Source organism: Sphingobacterium tenebrionis (assembly GCF_037126265.1).
In the GTDB taxonomy this organism is placed as follows: domain Bacteria; phylum Bacteroidota; class Bacteroidia; order Sphingobacteriales; family Sphingobacteriaceae; genus Sphingobacterium; species Sphingobacterium tenebrionis.
Map to the genome: position 1 here is coordinate 72,435 of NZ_JAYLLN010000006.1, position 16,282 is coordinate 88,716.

At 41.8% G+C, this 16,282-nt stretch carries 14 protein-coding genes; 10 read left to right on the plus strand and 4 right to left on the minus strand.

What is annotated here, in order from left to right; translation table 11 throughout:
• Positions 1-13: 13 nt before the first annotated feature.
• The 4 genes from mreC to rodA are packed head-to-tail and all read left to right on the plus strand — an operon-like array spanning position 14 to position 4,631.
• Positions 14-850 carry a rod shape-determining protein MreC gene (mreC, locus tag VJ786_RS04445; protein WP_099365314.1) on the plus strand — a complete coding sequence of 279 codons (837 nt, stop codon included), beginning with the start codon at positions 14-16 and terminating at the stop codon, positions 848-850.
• Positions 843-1,370: a rod shape-determining protein MreD gene (mreD, locus tag VJ786_RS04450; protein WP_099365313.1), complete on the plus strand. Its 528-nt coding sequence runs from the start codon at positions 843-845 to the stop codon at positions 1,368-1,370. The genes mreC and mreD overlap by 8 nt, the downstream gene beginning before the upstream one ends.
• Before the next feature lie 20 nt (positions 1,371-1,390).
• Positions 1,391-3,364 (plus strand): penicillin-binding protein 2, encoded by a 1,974-nt coding sequence (mrdA, locus tag VJ786_RS04455; protein ID WP_336557349.1) that lies wholly within the window; start codon positions 1,391-1,393, stop codon positions 3,362-3,364.
• Position 3,365: 1 nt separating this feature from the next.
• A complete protein-coding gene (gene rodA / locus VJ786_RS04460) occupies positions 3,366-4,631 on the plus strand; it encodes a rod shape-determining protein RodA (protein ID WP_099365311.1) in 1,266 nt (421 codons plus the stop codon).
• On the opposite strand, the gene VJ786_RS04465 is transcribed toward rodA, so the two are convergent.
• Genes VJ786_RS04465 through VJ786_RS04475 form a run of 3 tightly spaced genes read right to left on the minus strand, consistent with a single transcriptional unit; the run spans position 4,626 to position 6,969 of the window.
• Complete coding sequence (locus tag VJ786_RS04465) at positions 4,626-5,480, minus strand: nucleoside phosphorylase (RefSeq protein ID WP_134776959.1); 855 nt, start codon at positions 5,478-5,480, stop codon at positions 4,626-4,628. The genes rodA and VJ786_RS04465 overlap by 6 nt on opposite strands.
• The gene (locus VJ786_RS04470; RefSeq protein WP_134776960.1) at positions 5,477-6,094 is read right to left on the minus strand and encodes an IMPACT family protein; all 618 of its coding nucleotides are present in this window, start codon (positions 6,092-6,094) and stop codon (positions 5,477-5,479) included. The genes VJ786_RS04465 and VJ786_RS04470 overlap by 4 nt, the downstream gene beginning before the upstream one ends.
• Positions 6,091-6,969, minus strand: a complete 879-nt coding sequence (locus VJ786_RS04475) for an EamA family transporter (protein WP_134776961.1) — start codon at positions 6,967-6,969, stop codon at positions 6,091-6,093. Before VJ786_RS04475 ends, VJ786_RS04470 begins: the two co-directional genes overlap by 4 nt.
• Positions 6,970-7,632: 663 nt before the next feature.
• Here VJ786_RS04475 and VJ786_RS04480 point away from each other — a divergent pair.
• From VJ786_RS04480 to VJ786_RS04500, 5 genes are all read left to right on the plus strand, one after another.
• Positions 7,633-8,463, plus strand: coding sequence for a prephenate dehydratase (locus VJ786_RS04480; RefSeq protein WP_099365306.1), 831 nt, complete (start codon positions 7,633-7,635; stop codon positions 8,461-8,463).
• Positions 8,464-8,500: 37 nt separating this feature from the next.
• On the plus strand, positions 8,501-9,607 hold the full coding sequence (locus tag VJ786_RS04485) for a chorismate mutase (RefSeq protein WP_099365305.1): 1,107 nt from the start codon (positions 8,501-8,503) through the stop codon (positions 9,605-9,607).
• Positions 9,607-10,860 carry a 3-phosphoshikimate 1-carboxyvinyltransferase gene (gene aroA / locus VJ786_RS04490; RefSeq protein WP_134776962.1) on the plus strand — a complete coding sequence of 418 codons (1,254 nt, stop codon included), beginning with the start codon at positions 9,607-9,609 and terminating at the stop codon, positions 10,858-10,860. Before VJ786_RS04485 ends, aroA begins: the two co-directional genes overlap by 1 nt.
• Positions 10,861-10,977: 117 nt before the next feature.
• Positions 10,978-12,075, plus strand: coding sequence for a chorismate synthase (gene aroC / locus VJ786_RS04495; protein WP_134776963.1), 1,098 nt, complete (start codon positions 10,978-10,980; stop codon positions 12,073-12,075).
• Positions 12,065-12,928 (plus strand): ROK family protein, encoded by an 864-nt coding sequence (locus VJ786_RS04500; protein WP_134776964.1) that lies wholly within the window; start codon positions 12,065-12,067, stop codon positions 12,926-12,928. The genes aroC and VJ786_RS04500 overlap by 11 nt, the downstream gene beginning before the upstream one ends.
• Positions 12,929-12,965: 37 nt before the next feature.
• Here the strand turns inward: VJ786_RS04500 and VJ786_RS04505 are convergent, their stop codons facing one another.
• Positions 12,966-15,383: an alpha-ketoacid dehydrogenase subunit alpha/beta gene (locus VJ786_RS04505; RefSeq protein WP_134776965.1), complete on the minus strand. Its 2,418-nt coding sequence runs from the start codon at positions 15,381-15,383 to the stop codon at positions 12,966-12,968.
• Positions 15,384-15,525: 142 nt separating this feature from the next.
• On the opposite strand from VJ786_RS04505, the gene VJ786_RS04510 reads away from it, so the two are divergent.
• Positions 15,526-16,263 carry a hypothetical protein gene (locus tag VJ786_RS04510; protein ID WP_134776966.1) on the plus strand — a complete coding sequence of 246 codons (738 nt, stop codon included), beginning with the start codon at positions 15,526-15,528 and terminating at the stop codon, positions 16,261-16,263.
• Positions 16,264-16,282: the final 19 nt, after the last annotated feature.

Sequence of the window (16,282 nt, forward strand, 5' to 3'; positions counted from 1 at the left end):
AAAGAGATTTAGAATGAAAAACCTTTGGCTTTTCTTGGTAAGATACAATGCCTTTTTTTGGTTTGTGTTGTTCTTTACCGTATCTCTTTTATTGGTTGTCCAAAACAACCGCTACCAACGTTCTGCATTCGTCAATTCCTCTAATGTGGTCGTAGGTTCTTTCTACGACAAATTGAACTCTTGGAAAAGCTATTTGGCATTGGAAGAGACGAACAAAAACCTGGCACAGGAGAACGCTGAATTAAGACAGCAATTGCAGAAATTCATTCTTGCCGATACCTTGGACTCTGTCCAGATCGCTGATTCCATCGAAGAAAACCGTTATCGGTTTACCATCGCCGAGGTGGTGAACAACAGTATACATCAAAAGAGCAATTTCATCACCATCAATAAGGGATCGTCCGAAGGCGTGGAAAAAGGCTTGGGCGTTATCACGTCCAATGGAGTTGTTGGGGTAGTATTGAATGTTTCTCCTCATTTCAGCACGATTCAATCCTTATTGCATCCAGATACCCGGGTTTCCGTGACCTTGGACACCACCAATGTGTTCGGTTCGCTGGCTTGGGGAAACAATGTGGATCCTAGATTTGCGTTGGTTAGGGATATTCCGAACCATGTGAAAGTGCAAAAAGGCATGAAGATCTATACCTCCGGATTTTCTTTGTTCCCGAAAGGGATCGAGATTGGCACGGTGGAAGAAACAGGGATTGTATCGGGTGAGAGTTTCTTGGATGTGAAGATCAGGCTGCGCACCAATTTCAGTAACCTGAACCATGTCTATGTAGTGAAGGACCTTTTGGAGAACGAGAAAAATTTGTTAGAAACTCAAACGGAGGATAACAATGGGTAGTGTGGTATTATTTAATCTGTTTCGGTTTGTGGCCTTGATTGCTCTGCAGGTGGTCTTGTTCAAGAATGTGGGTTACTATAACCTGGCAACCCCCTTTCCTTATATCTTGATTATCTTTTTATTACCAATCAATATTCCTAATTTTATACTATTCTTGTTGGCCTTCGCCACTGGATTAACAGTAGATGCTTTTTACGATTCCATCGGAGTTCATGCGGCAGCATGTGTTGCTTTGGCCTGGTTCAGGATCTTTTTCCATAAGATCACCCTGGACGTGGATGCACAGAATTCCTTTGAAACGCCTGCCTTGGGCAACATGGGATCCAAATGGTTCTTATCATACATCGCAATAGGTACCGTGGTACATCATATCGTACTCTTCCATGTGGAGTATTTTAGTTTTTCTAATTACTTAAGTACGCTGTTGAGCATTCTACTGAGCAGTATTTTCACTATCTTGTTAATCATGCTGATCAGCTTGCTGGTTTATAGGCGGAAATCAAGATTATTAGGCAATTAACATAGTAAAGGGTTCATTTCATGAACAATAGTTTCTTCAATCGTAAGTTCGTTATTCAGGGGATTTTTATAGCCATCGCATTGGTTATTGTAATAAGATTGTTCTATATACAGATCATCGATGATCGGTATTTGCTTTCTGCGAACAATAATGTGATGCGGAAGGAGATTATCTATCCTGCACGCGGGGTAATCTTGGATAGGAACGGAAAGATGTTGGTGGAGAACGAAATGGTATTTGATCTTATGGTGACCCCAAGAGAGGTTAAGGATATTGACACCCTCCTATTCTGTGAACTTTTGCAGATCGATACAGCGGATTTCAATAAACGCATGAAAAAAGCTAGAGCGGAGTCGCCATATCGCCAATCTGCCTTTATGAAGCAGGTACCAATACAGATTTTTGCTCCTTTTGAAGAACAACGCTATAAATTTCGAGGATTTTATGTTCAGAAAAGAACGGTAAGGCACTATCCAGACAGCATAGCCCCGCAGTTTTTGGGTTATATCCAAGAGGTAAACGAAAATGACATTAAAAAATCCAATGGTTTCTATCGTTCGGGAGATTATATTGGGGCATCGGGCGTTGAACGTGCATATGAAGATTTGTTACGTGGGAAACGTGGTGTAAAGAACAGGATGGTGGATGCCCTTAACAGGCCACAAGGGGTTTTCATGGACGGTAAATACGATACTACGGCTGTTTCTGGAGAAGGCTTGGTTTCTTCCTTGGAAAAGGAACTCCAGGTTTTGGCCGAGAAGATGATGAAGAACAAACTGGGCTCGGTAGTCGCTATCGAACCTTCCACTGGGGAAATCCTGACCTTCGTCAGTAGTCCGGGTTATAACCCTAATTTGATGGTCGGCAGGGAACGCGGAAACAATTACATGAAATTATTGGAGGATCCGAACAATCCGATGTTTATCCGGCCGATACAAGCATCCTATCCCCCAGGATCTGTCTTCAAGGTCGTGGCAGCCCTTACAGCGCAACAGGCGGGCGTGATCAATGAACAGACGGTATTTTATTGTCCTGGAGGCTACCGTTATGGTGGTGGACGTGCGATTATGCGCTGTACCCACGTGGATGGAGCAACAGGCTTGGTGAAATCCATCAAGATGTCCTGTAATACGTACTATGGTTATGTATATGCCAAGATGATCGATGGTCGAGGAATGGCCAGCTATAAAGCTTATGACCTTTGGCGTGATGGTCTTTTGAAATTTGGTCTTGGCGGTAAATTGGGGATCGACCTGCCGGGAGAAAAAACTGGTTTGGTTCCTACTTCCAATTTTTATAGCAAACGCTATGGAAGCGACAAGTGGAAATCTGGGTATAACATTTCCCTATCCATCGGGCAGGATGCCTTGGGTATTACCCCGCTTCAGATGGCGAACGTGATGGCCATTGTGGCTAACCGTGGATTTTACTATCGCCCGCACCTGATCAAAGGCATCGGAGAAAAACAGATCGTGAAGGAAGAATTTACGGAGAAGATCTTCGCAGGTGTGGATGCCAAATACTACGAACCGGTTATCGAGGGAATGAGCCAGGCGGTCAATCAAGGTGGTACAGGTGCTGCATCTCGGATCGCAGGCATTGAAATGTGCGGAAAGACCGGTACGGTTCAGAACCCTCATGGGGAGAACCATGCGGTATTCTTTGCCTTTGCCCCTCGGGAGAACCCTAAGATTGCTATTGCCGTATTCGTGGAGAATGCGGGATATGGTGGTACCTGGGCGGCGCCTATTGCCAGTATGCTGGTGGAGAAATACCTGAAGGATACCATTACCTTACCGAAATATATTCAGGACAGGATCTACAATGGAAACCTCCTACCGAAACCAAAAGTTAAGGTAGAAAAAGAAGATCCCAAACTGAAAAAAGATAGTACGAAGAATAAAAAGGACAGCATAAAATTAAGAACCACGGCCATTGAACCAAAGAAGAAGGAATCGGCAATTTTAGTACACCATAGTCAGGTAAGAAGGTAAGATGAATAATTTACAGAATAAGAGTTTCTTTGGGCGGATTGACTGGATTACCATTGGTCTATGGATGACCCTATGCTTGATCGGATGGTTCAACATCCATGCGGCAGTTTATGATGCAGAAAATCCGGGGTTGTTCAATTTGGCAACGAATTACGGAAAACAATCAATCTATATTTTTACTGCCCTGATCATCGGAATCTGTATTTTAATTATTGATTCCCGGTTCTTTATCTCTTCGGCTCCTATTATCTATATCCTGGTGATATTGCTCCTCATAGCGACCTTGGTAGTTGGACGAAGTGTTGGTGGAAATCAATCATGGATACCATTGGGAAGCTTCAGGTTACAACCTTCTGAATTCGGAAAGTTGGCGACCTGTTTATTGTTGGCCTATTACCTCAGCAATCAAACCAATAAAACGCCCAACATGAAAACCTTGATGATTGGTGCGGCAATTGTATTTCTTCCGATCGCTTTGGTTATGCTACAGAAAGATACCGGCTCAGCCTTGGTTTTCTTTTCCTTGATCTTTGTTTTTTATAGGGAGGGTTATATCGGTTCATCGGTTTTGATTATCGGGGGATTGGCCATTCTGCTGTTTGTTCTGGCTTTATTGATCAACCAATGGATTCTCATTGGTATAATTGCCCTCATATGTGGATTCTTTGCTTTTATGATGCGTAAAAAGCGAAAGAATATAATCAATATAGCGTTATTTTTTGCCTTTTCATCCATCTATATCCTCAGTGTAGATTTTGCCTATAATCAGATCTTGAAACCCCATCAAAGAAACCGTATTGATGTTATTTTAGGAAAGATTGAGGATTTACGTGGGGAAGGCTATAACCTAAACCAATCGAAAATTGCAATTGGATCGGGTCAACTATTCGGAAAGGGCTATCTGCAAGGAACCCAAACGAAATACAATTTTGTACCGGAGCAAAGTACCGATTTCATCTTTTGTACTGTGGGTGAAGAATGGGGTTTTGTGGGCTCGGTTATCTTGATTTCGATCTATGTGGCGCTACTATTACGCATAGTAAACATTGCTGAAAGGCAAAGGACTGCCTTTGCTAGAATATATGCTTATGGGGTGGCTTCTATCCTATTTTTCCACTTCTTTATCAATCTAGGAATGACCATAGGTTTGGTACCTGTAATCGGAATCCCATTACCATTCATCAGCTATGGAGGTTCTTCCCTATGGTCATTCACCATCTTATTGTTTATTCTACTTCGATTTGACTCGTCGAGAAAAGGGCTATAACCTATCGAGTACCATTCGGATAGCCTTGTCCACAATCTCCTTGGGATTGCTGGCGAAGGTTTCATTTACCCGACTGGCTAGGATGGCGTTAATGGAGATCGCATGATGTCCTAACATATTGCTGAGTGCATATATTCCCGCTGTTTCCATCTCCAGATTGGTAATTTGATAGCCATTGACCTTGAAGGTATTGGCCTGCTTGATGAGATGGGGATAGGTATTTTGCGAACGTAGGTTTCTTCCTTGTGGCCCATAAAATCCCGGCGCGGTCATGGTTACTCCCTTTGGAATATCATGCGCAAATTTCTTCAAGAGCCTTTCGGAGGCATGCGCTACATAAGGTTTAAAAGTAAGGTCATGGAATTTTTCGATGACAGCCTCTTGGATTTCTAATTCCTTGCTGTTATACGGCTTTTGATAATACTGCATGAGGGTATCAAAACCAATGGCATATTCGCTGGCCAAGATGGTACCCATGGCAATATTTCCTTGTATGGAGCCGGATGTTCCGATCCGGATAATGTCGAGCGATTTAATCTCCGATTTCAGGTTCCTGGTTTCAAAATCAAAGTTCAATAGGGCATCCAATTCATTCAAAACGATATCGATATTATCTGTTCCTATGCCGGTGGAGATAACAGTCAATCGCTTACCATTCACATGACCGGTATGGGTAATGAATTCCCTTTTTCCCTTTCGGATTTCGATATCATCAAAATATTTGGATACTTCGGGCACCCTGTCGGGATCTCCTACAAAGATGATGGTATCGGCAATGTCTTCTGGTTTTAGGTTAAGATGGTAGATACTGCCATCTGCATTAAGAATTAATTCAGAATCGTTAATCATATCGTTCGTAAGTAAGTGATTTTTAAGTCCGCTACTTTTTCAAGTTTCCCCAGGACTTCGTTCACATGTAATTTACGAATTTCAAACTGCAATTTGCAATTCAAATCAAATTCTTGGTTTAATAACTGTAAATCTGCATCTTTCATGATCCGCATGACATCATTCATCTGTACATAATCAAATTGGATCTCGTAGACATCATTTACGGTGAGTTCTATAATGTTTGCTACCTGGAGTGCTTCCTGGGTAGCGGTTTTGTAGGCATTGATCAAACCGGGTACACCCAATAGGGTTCCGCCAAAATAGCGTACAACAACCACGAGCACATTGGTGATGTCCTGGGAAAGCAGGACGTTCAGGATTGGTCTTCCGGCTGTACCGGAAGGTTCGCCATCGTCGTTGATGCGAAAGACATTGCGGTCGGGGGTTAATCGATAGGCATAGCAATGATGCCTGGCTTTGGGGTGCTGGCTTTTCAGATCGGCAATGATATCCTTCAGGCTGGATTCATCCCTGAAGGGATAGGCATAGGCAATGAACTTGGAGCCCTTGTCGCGGAAAATCCCTTCCGAGGGCGATTCAATGGTCCGATAGGTATCTTCAAATAAACTCACAGAAATGCAATTAATAAAACGGAAATTAAAGCCAAAAATACCCCAATTTTATTGGAATTGCTAAGTTTCTCGCGGAAAAGAAGGACACCAACCAAAGCGCCTACGGAGATTACCCCGATATTCATGCCCGTAAATACGATGGATGGGTTGTCTGGCAAGGCGCGATGTGCCTTCATATAGAATACGATATTGCCAAAGTTGAACATCCCGAGTATTAATCCATAGGCTATGGATTTTAGATCCAAGGCTTGTTTCTTAATAAGGAGCAGGTAGGTTAGAAAGAGTATGGCAAAGCCCAAGGCCAGGACAAATACGATCCAAAGGGAGGACATATAGGTGATTTCTGCTGATTGGGCGACTTGCTTGAAAAGGATATCGATGATCCCCATTCCGAAAAAGACGGATAAAGGGAATATCCAGGTGTTATCTGTGGAGTTGTTTTGTGTGTTACTTGTTAGGCTGCTATCTTTTTTGTTCCATCCGATGGAGAAGATAATGGCCAAAATACCGACTGAAATCCCGATCAATTTGGTTGGTACGACCTCCTCACCCATCCATAAAAATGCGGCTATTAAGGGGATGAAAAGGGATAAACGTTGGGCGACCTCTGTTTTTACAATTCCGCCATAGCGAATGGACATAGCAATGCAAATGAAGATGGCGGGTAATAAAAAGCCTAATGGAAGGTATAAATGCCAAGGCAGTTCTTTTTGCCAAGGGATGATTGCCGGTTTTAAAACCAAATAGGTTAATAAGAGTGCCATCGGATAGTTCCAGACCAGAAGCTGCAAGTAATTGACGCCTTTTTGTTTCGCCAATTTGATGATAACGGCTACTGTAACGGAACAGAGTACACTTAAAAGTACATAGATCATACGGATAATGTATTTTGACTCCGCAAATATAAGCTTATCCTAATTATTTATTTATCAGTTGGGGGTTGGGGTTGGAAATTGAGGGTTTCGAACATTTATATATGGAAATATGACATTAAATCATGGTAATTAAGCTGATGATTTTAATTATTTTAAACAAGTATTTTTATTCTTTTTTAGTATGATTTTTTGGTGTTTTTTTTAATGTTTTTTACAGTAATTTTTAAAGATATTTTTTTGTTATATTAAAACTTAAATATTTCATAAAATATTATAAAATAGAGGATTATGATTATTTTAACAATTTATAAATATATAAATTACAATGTTTTCAATGAATTTTTAATCATTTTTTATTGATATTTTTAACTGTTTTCATACTATTTTATTCATGTTTTTTATCCATATTTTTTGACTAAAAATCAATTTTTTTGAAAAAATATTTTGCAGATATGGAGATTAGCTCTATATTTGACTCAAATTAAACGGGAATGCACAAACAATACACATATACAAACTTTTGGTTCTTTTATTTTTATGATAAGAGCAGGGACTAGTATATGGTATCGGAAGCGATATATGAGGTCCCAAATGTAAAGTTTGGGACCTTTTTTTTGGCATCCAGCAAAGCATTCAACAATAAACAACACAGTAAAATTTAAAATGAGCGAGAAAACAAGAATAGCCATCCAAGGAGTTAAAGCATCCTTTCACGAAGAAGCAGCATACAAGTATTTCGGTACGGAGATCGAAACATTGGAATGTACCTCTTTCAAACAGACTTGCGAAATGTTGAAACAAGGAAAAGCAGACTACGTGGTAATGGCGATTGAAAACTCGATTGCAGGTAGCATCCTGCCAAACTACAACCTCCTGAGGGATTACCGATTCCATATTATTGGTGAGGTCCATCTGAACATTCAGCAACATTTATTGGCGCTTCCAGGGGTTAAGCTTTCTGATATACATTATGTAGAGTCCCACCCTATCGCTATCCGCCAATGTGATGAATTCCTTTCCGAGCATCCTGAATGGACGATAAAAGAGGGAATGGATACCGCTGCATGTGCTAAAAAAATATTGGATGATAAGTTGACAAACACCGCAGCGATTGCTTCTGAAGCTGCTGCAAAACTATACGGTTTACAGATCCTGGAAAAAAGGATCGAAACCAATAAGAAAAACTCCACCCGTTTCTTGATTCTATCCAACGACTTGGAGGAACAGAAAAATGCAAACAAAGCATCTATTTCTTTCCAGACTTCTCATGCGATTGGCGCCTTGGCCTCTGTGTTGCAATGTTTTGCAGAGCAGAATGTAAACTTGAGTAAGATCCAATCCATGCCAGTGGTTGGACGTAGGAACGAATACGACTTTTATGTGGATGTGGAATGGAAAAAGCAGTCGGATTATGATGCTGCCATCCGCAAGGTCCTAAAACATACCGTGAACTTCAGTATCATGGGTGAATATGTGAAAAACGAAAAAATCTAAATCTAATTAAATACGTAAAAATTAAAGACAACATACAATGAAACATTCATTAGACATCCTTCCTTTAAAATCTTGGTTAGACACAGGGGATAAACCATTAATCATCGCGGGACCATGTAGTGCAGAGACAGAAGAGCAATTGGTATCCACTGCACATTTGTTGGCCAACACTGGAAAAGTGAATGTATTACGTGCCGGAATCTGGAAACCACGTACGCGTCCAGGAGAATTCGAAGGTATCGGAAGCATCGGTTTGGAATGGTTGAAACGTGCTAAAGAAGAAACCGGATTGTTAACGGCTACTGAAGTTGCTACAGCAAAACACGTGGAAGAAGCCTTGGCAGCTGGCGTAGATGTACTTTGGATCGGTGCCCGTTCGACGGCAAACCCATTCACTGTTCAGGAAATCGCTGATGCGCTTCAAGGTGTAGATGTTCCTGTATTGGTTAAAAACCCGGTAAACCCTGATTTGTCTCTATGGATCGGTGCGCTTGAGCGTGTGAACAGAGCGGGTATCAAAAAATTGGCTGCGATCCACCGTGGATTCTCTTCTTACGAGAAAACAGCTTTCCGTAATGAACCGATGTGGGATCTTGCCATCCAATTAAAAACGATTGCTCCTGATCTTCCGATCATCAACGACCCTAGCCATATCTGTGGTAACCGTGAGCTGATTCCTTACGTGACCCAAAAAGCGATGGACATGGATATGCAAGGATTGATCATTGAATCACATATCGATCCTTCGGTAGCTTGGACTGATGCCAAACAACAGGTTACGCCAGCAGGCTTAGCTGAACTATTGGACAATCTTTCTGTTCGTAAACCAGAATCCAACAACCCTATTTTCGAGGATAAGTTGGCTGAATTACGTAAGCAGATCGATAAGATCGATGACCTTTTGATCAAACAGATCGGCGACCGTATGAAGATTGCAGAGAAGATCGGTGAAGTTAAAAGAGATAACAACGTAACGATCCTTCAGGTGAACCGTTGGGATGAGATTGTTCAGAAACGTGTTCAATTGGCAAAAGCATTGAACCTGAGCGAGGAATTCACCGTGAAATACCTAGAGTTATTGCACAACGAATCTATCCGTAAGCAAAATGAGGTGATGAACACAAAAACTGTGACGGAGGCCTAATGACTGCGGAAAGCATTGTTGTAAAACACCCATCCAAAAATATAAAAGGCACGGTTCAACTTACTGGCTCAAAGTCAGAGAGCAACCGTGCTCTTATTATCCAAGCATTGAGCAAGGGCTTGGTGAAGGTTGAAAACCTTTCAGAAGCTGCTGACACAGTAACTTTGAATGCTGCTCTGACCTTGGCTTCCAATGCATCTTCTTCCAACGAAACGTTGATCGATATTGGCCCTGCTGGTACAGCGATGAGGTTTCTTACCTCCTACCTGAACCTGATAAAAGGAAACTTTATCTTAACTGGAACTGAACGTATGCAACTTCGTCCGATCGGAATCTTGGTTGATGCCTTGAAAGATTTGGGCGCTGACATCCATTATCAAAAAAAGAGCGGCTTTCCGCCCTTAAAAATTGAAGGGGGAATGATCCAAGGAAAAGAAAAGATCAGTATCCAAGGCAATGTTAGCAGCCAATATATCTCATCCTTATTATTGATTGCTGCTAATCTCAAAAAAGGTTTAACAATAGATATCCAAGGGGAGCTGACCTCAAGACCTTATGTAACTATGACCTTGGAAATGTTGAAGGAATGTGGGATAGACTATTCGTTTACAGAAAACCAGATCCATATCGCCAAGCAGGATTACCAAGAAACCACCATCTATGTAGAGCCTGATTGGAGCGCTGCCTCCTATTGGTATGCTATCGTCGCCTTATCCGAAAATGGGCATATCATCCTTCCTGGACTAAAAGAACACAGCCTTCAAGGTGATATGGCGATCGTAGAGATCATGAGCCATTTCGGTGTGTCGTCTAGTTTTGAGCAGGATGGCCTGCATTTAAGGAAAACCACGCTTGATTCTGAAAAGACATATTTTGATTTTAAGGAATGTCCCGATTTGGCGCAAACTGTTGTTGTAGTTGCTGCTGCTTTGAAAAAGGATGTTACTTTTACAGGCCTGGAAACTTTAAAAATCAAAGAAACAGACCGTATCTTGGCTTTACAGACAGAGATTGCCAAATTTGGCGCTCAGCTGGAGGAAGATCAACAAGATTATCACCTGAAAACGTCTGCTGTATTTACACCCGAAACAGTAACCTTTGGCACCTATGAAGACCATAGAATGGCGATGGCATTTGCACCATTAGCCATGGTATTTCCGGAGGTGATCATCGAAGAACCGATGGTGGTGGAAAAATCCTACCCAGAATTCTGGAAGCATTTAAAGGCTCAAGGTTTCGAGATCAACGACTAATCAATCTTTAAAGAATCAGGATCAAAGATCTAATCAATTTTTATAGAATAAGCTATTTATTTAATAGGCTAAATTATTTAACATCATTTTTCATATATTTACGGGCATTATAGCATTATGGCAGGAAATTCTTTTGGCGATATTTTTAAGATTACCACTTTTGGTGAATCTCATGGGAAGGCTATCGGGGTAATTATTGATGGTTGTCCATCATTAATCGACATCGATGAGGAATTTATCCAATCGGAATTGGATAAGCGTAGGCCAGGCCAATCTAAAATTACTACCCAACGGAAGGAAAGCGATACTGCTCAGATCCTTTCGGGAGTTTTCGAAGGAAAATCTACCGGAACGCCGATTGCTATAGTGATTCCCAACGAGGATCAACGCTCTAAAGATTACTCGCATATCCAAGATAAATTCAGACCTTCACATGCCGATTACACCTACCAACAAAAGTATGGTATCCGTGATTATCGTGGTGGTGGTCGTTCATCTGCTCGCGAAACTGCTGCTCGGGTAGCCGCTGGAGCTATTGCAAAACTATTCTTAAAGAAACATGGTATTGAAGTATTCGCGCATGTTTCTGGTGTTGGCCATATTGAAGCGCCAAATATCGATGTTACAAACCTTTCTACGCTATTGGAGATCAGAGAGGGAAATATTGTTCGCTGCGCAGACCCTGCAACAGCAGCTGAAATGGCGGAATTCATCGATGGCATTCGTAAAAATGGGGATACCGTTGGCGGAAGAATATCTACCATAATCCGCAATGTACCAGTGGGTTTAGGTGAGCCGGTATTCGACAAACTGCATGCCGATCTTGCCAAGGCAATGATGGGGATCAATGCAGTGCATGGTTTTGAATATGGTTCAGGTTTTGAAGGTTCCTTTATGAAAGGTTCAGAACATAATGATATATTTGTCAACGAAGATGCTAAAGTAAAAACATTAACCAATTTTTCTGGTGGTATCCAAGGCGGCATTTCCAACGGCATGGATATTACCTTTAAAACTGCATTTAAACCTGTGGCAACCATCATGCGTGATCAAGCAACAATAAATGAGGAAGGCCAAGAGGCTACAATCTCGGGCAAGGGACGTCATGATCCTTGCGTGGTACCTCGTGCTGTGATCATCGTGGAAGCGATGGCTGCATTGGTGATTGCAGATCACCTATTGAAACATAATGCTTATTTAAATAATGCCTATTAGCGACTATATACTATCCTGCGATATCGGGGGGTCACATATTACATCTGCTATTGTCGACAGGTCGACATGGACAATTATTGAAAAAACTATCACGCGTTCGCATGTTAATTCGCTGCAAAATGCTAAATCGATTTTTCAAGAATGGACCTCCAACATGAAAAACTGCTTGGCCAAAATGGAATCCCAAGTGACCCAAATCGGCATTGCAGCACCCGGTCCCTTTGATTATGAAAAGGGAATCCCGCTGATGAAGGGACAGGCAAAATACGATAGCATTTATAAAGTTCCGGTAACAGATCCTATTATAGAGGGAATCGGAGATGAAAACCTCCATATTCGTTACATCAACGATGCTGCGGCATTTTTACAGGGTGAAGTTTTCGGAGGTAGACTGGAACATAAAGATTGTGTCCTGGGGGTAACTCTAGGAACAGGATTGGGATCGGCTGTTTGGCGGAATGGCGAAAAGGCATTCGATGCGGATCTATGGAACACAGTCTATAAGGATTCCATCTATGAAGAATATTTGGTAACCCGTTGGTTCACCAAAAGATTTGAGGAATTGACCGGAAAATCAGAAAAAGGGTTGCGTGAGATTTTGGAGAACAACAAAGGCGCAGAAGTTGATCAATTATTAAAAGAATATAGTCAAAACCTAGCCAGCTTCCTCCATTTCTTTAGCCAAAAGCATCAATGTAAGCATTTGATAATCGGCGGAAATATCGTAAAGGCATGGGATCTTATTTTTAAAGATAAATCCCTTTTGAAAGGTTTGGACATCTCTATAGGCAAATACCAGGAACATGCGGCCATTATTGGTGCTGCTTCCCTATTTTCAAACGAAGAACAATAAATCAGGTAATTAAATCTTAAATCGGAAAATATCCTCCTTAGAACAAAGGAGGATATTTTTTTGGATTGCTTTCAGACATGATCTGATAAGCAGTTTCTACCACATCATCTACAGCAGGTTTAGTGAAGTAATCACCATCTGATCCGTATGGCGGTCTATGTGCTTTAGCGGTCAAAGTCCTAGGTTTAGCATCCAGGAAGTAATAACCACCTTGTTTTTCTAAAATCTCATGGGTAATGAACGCTGATGCCCCTCCTGGAAAATCCTCATCGACAACCAATAATCTATTGGTCTTCTCCAATGATTTTGCTGAAATAGCTTCCCTATCAAAAGGTTGTAGACATTGTGCGTCGATAATTTCAATCGAAATTCCGACCTTATCCAATTCCAATGCAGCCTCCTGAACGATCCTTAACGTAGAGCCATAAGAAACAACCGTGATATCAGATCCTTCCCTTAACAGCTCTGCCTTGCCGATCGGCACGGTGAAATCACCAATATTTGCAGGCATTTTTTCTTTCAAACGGTACCCATTCAAGCATTCGATGACCAATGCTGGTTCATCCCCTTTTAATAAGGTATTGTACATACCAGCAGCTTGCGTCATGTTCCTTGGTACACAGATATGCACTCCGCGAAGCCCGCCCAATAAAACTGACATCGGAGAACCCGAATGCCAGATCCCTTCTAAACGGTGCCCCCTCGTTCTCACGATCAAAGGCGCCTTCTGCTGACCTTTAGTCCGATAGCTCAAGCTTGCCAGATCATCACTCAATACAGGAAATGCGTAGATCAGATAATCGAGGTATTGGATCTCAGCAATCGGTCTGAAACCACGTACCGCAAGCCCAATACCCTTTCCAATAATGGCAGTCTCCCGAATTCCAGTATCAAATATACGTTGTTCACCAAATTCCTCCTGTAGTCCAGCAAAACCTTGGTTCACATCTCCAATTTTCCCTACATCTTCTCCAAATGCCAATAAACGAGCATCCTTATCAAAATTAGCTCGGAAGCAGGCATTCAGAACTTCCCTACCATCTACGATAGCCGCATCTGCATCATAGTTTGCAGGAATCTCCTCCACCTTTAGCGGAGAATGCTGTGTAGAAGAATACAACTTATCGTTGAAGCGGAAACTATTAAGCTCCTGACTTTTTTTGTACCAAGCCAATAACTCTTCTTTTCCAGCAACCTCCACACCGCGCAACTCCCTGATCACCCTTCTAACATTGACATAAACCTCCTTTAGAGAAGGCTCTGTAATAGACAATAAGGTTTTCAAAGGTATTTCCACTGCGTGGTGATTGATCCCCTGAAGCAGTTCAATGGCTTCCGTTAGATCAACCTGTAAGGTCTTTTTATAATCTGACCAGGCACGTTTCTGTTCTTGTCGAACAAAATCCTTGGCCTCTGATTCAATCTGTTTTAATTCCTCTTCATCTGCAATACCCGAACTCAACATCCATTCCCGCATGCGGTCATTACAATCAAAATCCGTCTCCCAAGTCAATCGTTCGGGAGATTTATATCTTTCATGCGAACCCGAGGAAGAGTGTCCCTGAGGTTGGGTCATTTCATAGACATGCACCAAACATGGTTTGCAATGCTCACGAGCATATTCTGCAGCCTTTTCGTACACCTCACAAAGCCCGGCATAATCCCATCCTTTGACCTTAAAGATCTGGTAGCCTTGTCCTGACTCATCCTCCTGAAATCCCCTCAACACGTTGGAAATATCCCCTTTGGTTGTTTGAATTTCATTAGGAACCGAAATCCCATAGCCATCATCCCAAATGGAGATCACGACTGGAATCTGCTTTACCCCAGCGGCATTCACCGTCTCCCAGAACACACCTTCTGAGGTAGATGCATTTCCAATGGTACAGAAGATTACTTCCTGACCATCTTTGGTAAACTTTTCACTGTGTGAAAGCCCTGGATTGTTACGATATAGTTTAGAGGCTAAGCCGAGGCCGAGAATTCTGGCCATCTGCCCACCTGTAGTAGATACATCCGAAAAGGAGTTGACCTGAGCGGTCTGATCCAACCATTCGCCATCCTCATCCAATAATTTCGTGGAGAAATGGGCCACCATCTGCCTACCTCCGGAGGAAGTATCAGCGGAAAGGTCGGGATTGGAATACAATTGGGAAAAGAAATGATAGATACTGCTGATGCCTAAGGCAAATGCTAAGGTTTGATCCCGGTAATACCCAGAACGCCAATCTCCAGGTTTGAAAACCTTGGATAAAGCAATTTGTGCTAATTCTTTTCCGTCGCCAAAAATCCCAAACTTTGCTTTCCCGGTCAGCACTTCTTTCCTTCCCAACAAACTTACGATACGGCTTTGAACGGCTAGTTTATAATCGTCTATAAGGACCTGGCGGAATTCCTCATAACTAATTTTCTCTGAATTAAATTGCACTGGTCTTGTCGCGTTTAAATCTGACATTAAAGTGTTTCCTGTTTTAACAAAAGTAATAAAATAAACCTGTATATCTTAATCCGAAGAGAGGTTTAATCCCATGTAATTTGAATTAATCACTTAACATTAGGACTTTATTCACTACTTTTAGCCGTATTTTTATTTTAACATGAGTAATATCCATTTTTTTGATGCTAGCAACGGCGCAGGAAATTTTGGTGATCTAGAGAAAACCATTGCTGTCAACAACCTATTAGAGATCCCTTTGCCCGAACGGGATGGGAAATGGATTGCAGCCTTTATTGAAAATATTTCCGAAGCGAATTTACAGGTAGCCGAACCTGAGATCATTATGAGTACGGAGGGCTTCCCCTACTTTAACCTGAAAACGGTGGCCAATGGGGAGAATTTCCATGCCTATGTGATAAAAAATAAACTTTCGACCTTATTAAAAAGCGGATTTGGGGTGGCGATCAATACCCATAAGGAGCAGCCGGATTGGATGTTCAGTTATGGGGATCTGTTGAACCTGGAATTGAATGGCGAATATTACACCGATGAGAGCCTATTTTCCAAGAACACGGGTGATTTTGCAATCGGAAGCGATGAGGAGATCCTTGTTGGTCAACCATCCGAGGAGATCCTACCTGCCTATGTGAGGCGACATATGAGTGAATTCCTACAATATTCAGGCGTTCGAAATCCGATGGTCATGTTGATCGCGAGGAATTATACCGATGAAGAAAAAGTTTCGCAGGATCTGGTGCTGAATCTTACGCCAAAGAACTTTGCGAATGAGCGGGAATATCAGCAGGCGATGAATACCATTTCCTGGTTTCTACCAAAACATTATTCATTGGTTGGATTAGATTCGGAAGCGGTTGAATCGGGTTTTCAACCCTTATAGTCCAAATAAAAATTTAATA

What these genes read in the sequence shown, in the direction of transcription:
- aroA (WP_134776962.1), top strand. Translation starts at nt 9,607, where the DNA reads ATGACTGCGGAAAGCATTGTTGTAAAACACCCATCCAAAAATATAAAA.
- VJ786_RS04465 (WP_134776959.1), bottom strand. Translation starts at nt 5,480, where the DNA reads ATGATTAACGATTCTGAATTAATTCTTAATGCAGATGGCAGTATCTAC.
- VJ786_RS04505 (WP_134776965.1), bottom strand. Translation starts at nt 15,383, where the DNA reads ATGTCAGATTTAAACGCGACAAGACCAGTGCAATTTAATTCAGAGAAA.
- mreD (WP_099365313.1), top strand. Translation starts at nt 843, where the DNA reads ATGGGTAGTGTGGTATTATTTAATCTGTTTCGGTTTGTGGCCTTGATT.
- mreC (WP_099365314.1), top strand. Translation starts at nt 14, where the DNA reads ATGAAAAACCTTTGGCTTTTCTTGGTAAGATACAATGCCTTTTTTTGG.
- VJ786_RS04510 (WP_134776966.1), top strand. Translation starts at nt 15,526, where the DNA reads ATGAGTAATATCCATTTTTTTGATGCTAGCAACGGCGCAGGAAATTTT.
- VJ786_RS04475 (WP_134776961.1), bottom strand. Translation starts at nt 6,969, where the DNA reads ATGATCTATGTACTTTTAAGTGTACTCTGTTCCGTTACAGTAGCCGTT.
- VJ786_RS04500 (WP_134776964.1), top strand. Translation starts at nt 12,065, where the DNA reads ATGCCTATTAGCGACTATATACTATCCTGCGATATCGGGGGGTCACAT.
- mrdA (WP_336557349.1), top strand. Translation starts at nt 1,391, where the DNA reads ATGAACAATAGTTTCTTCAATCGTAAGTTCGTTATTCAGGGGATTTTT.
- VJ786_RS04480 (WP_099365306.1), top strand. Translation starts at nt 7,633, where the DNA reads ATGAGCGAGAAAACAAGAATAGCCATCCAAGGAGTTAAAGCATCCTTT.
- rodA (WP_099365311.1), top strand. Translation starts at nt 3,366, where the DNA reads ATGAATAATTTACAGAATAAGAGTTTCTTTGGGCGGATTGACTGGATT.
- aroC (WP_134776963.1), top strand. Translation starts at nt 10,978, where the DNA reads ATGGCAGGAAATTCTTTTGGCGATATTTTTAAGATTACCACTTTTGGT.
- VJ786_RS04485 (WP_099365305.1), top strand. Translation starts at nt 8,501, where the DNA reads ATGAAACATTCATTAGACATCCTTCCTTTAAAATCTTGGTTAGACACA.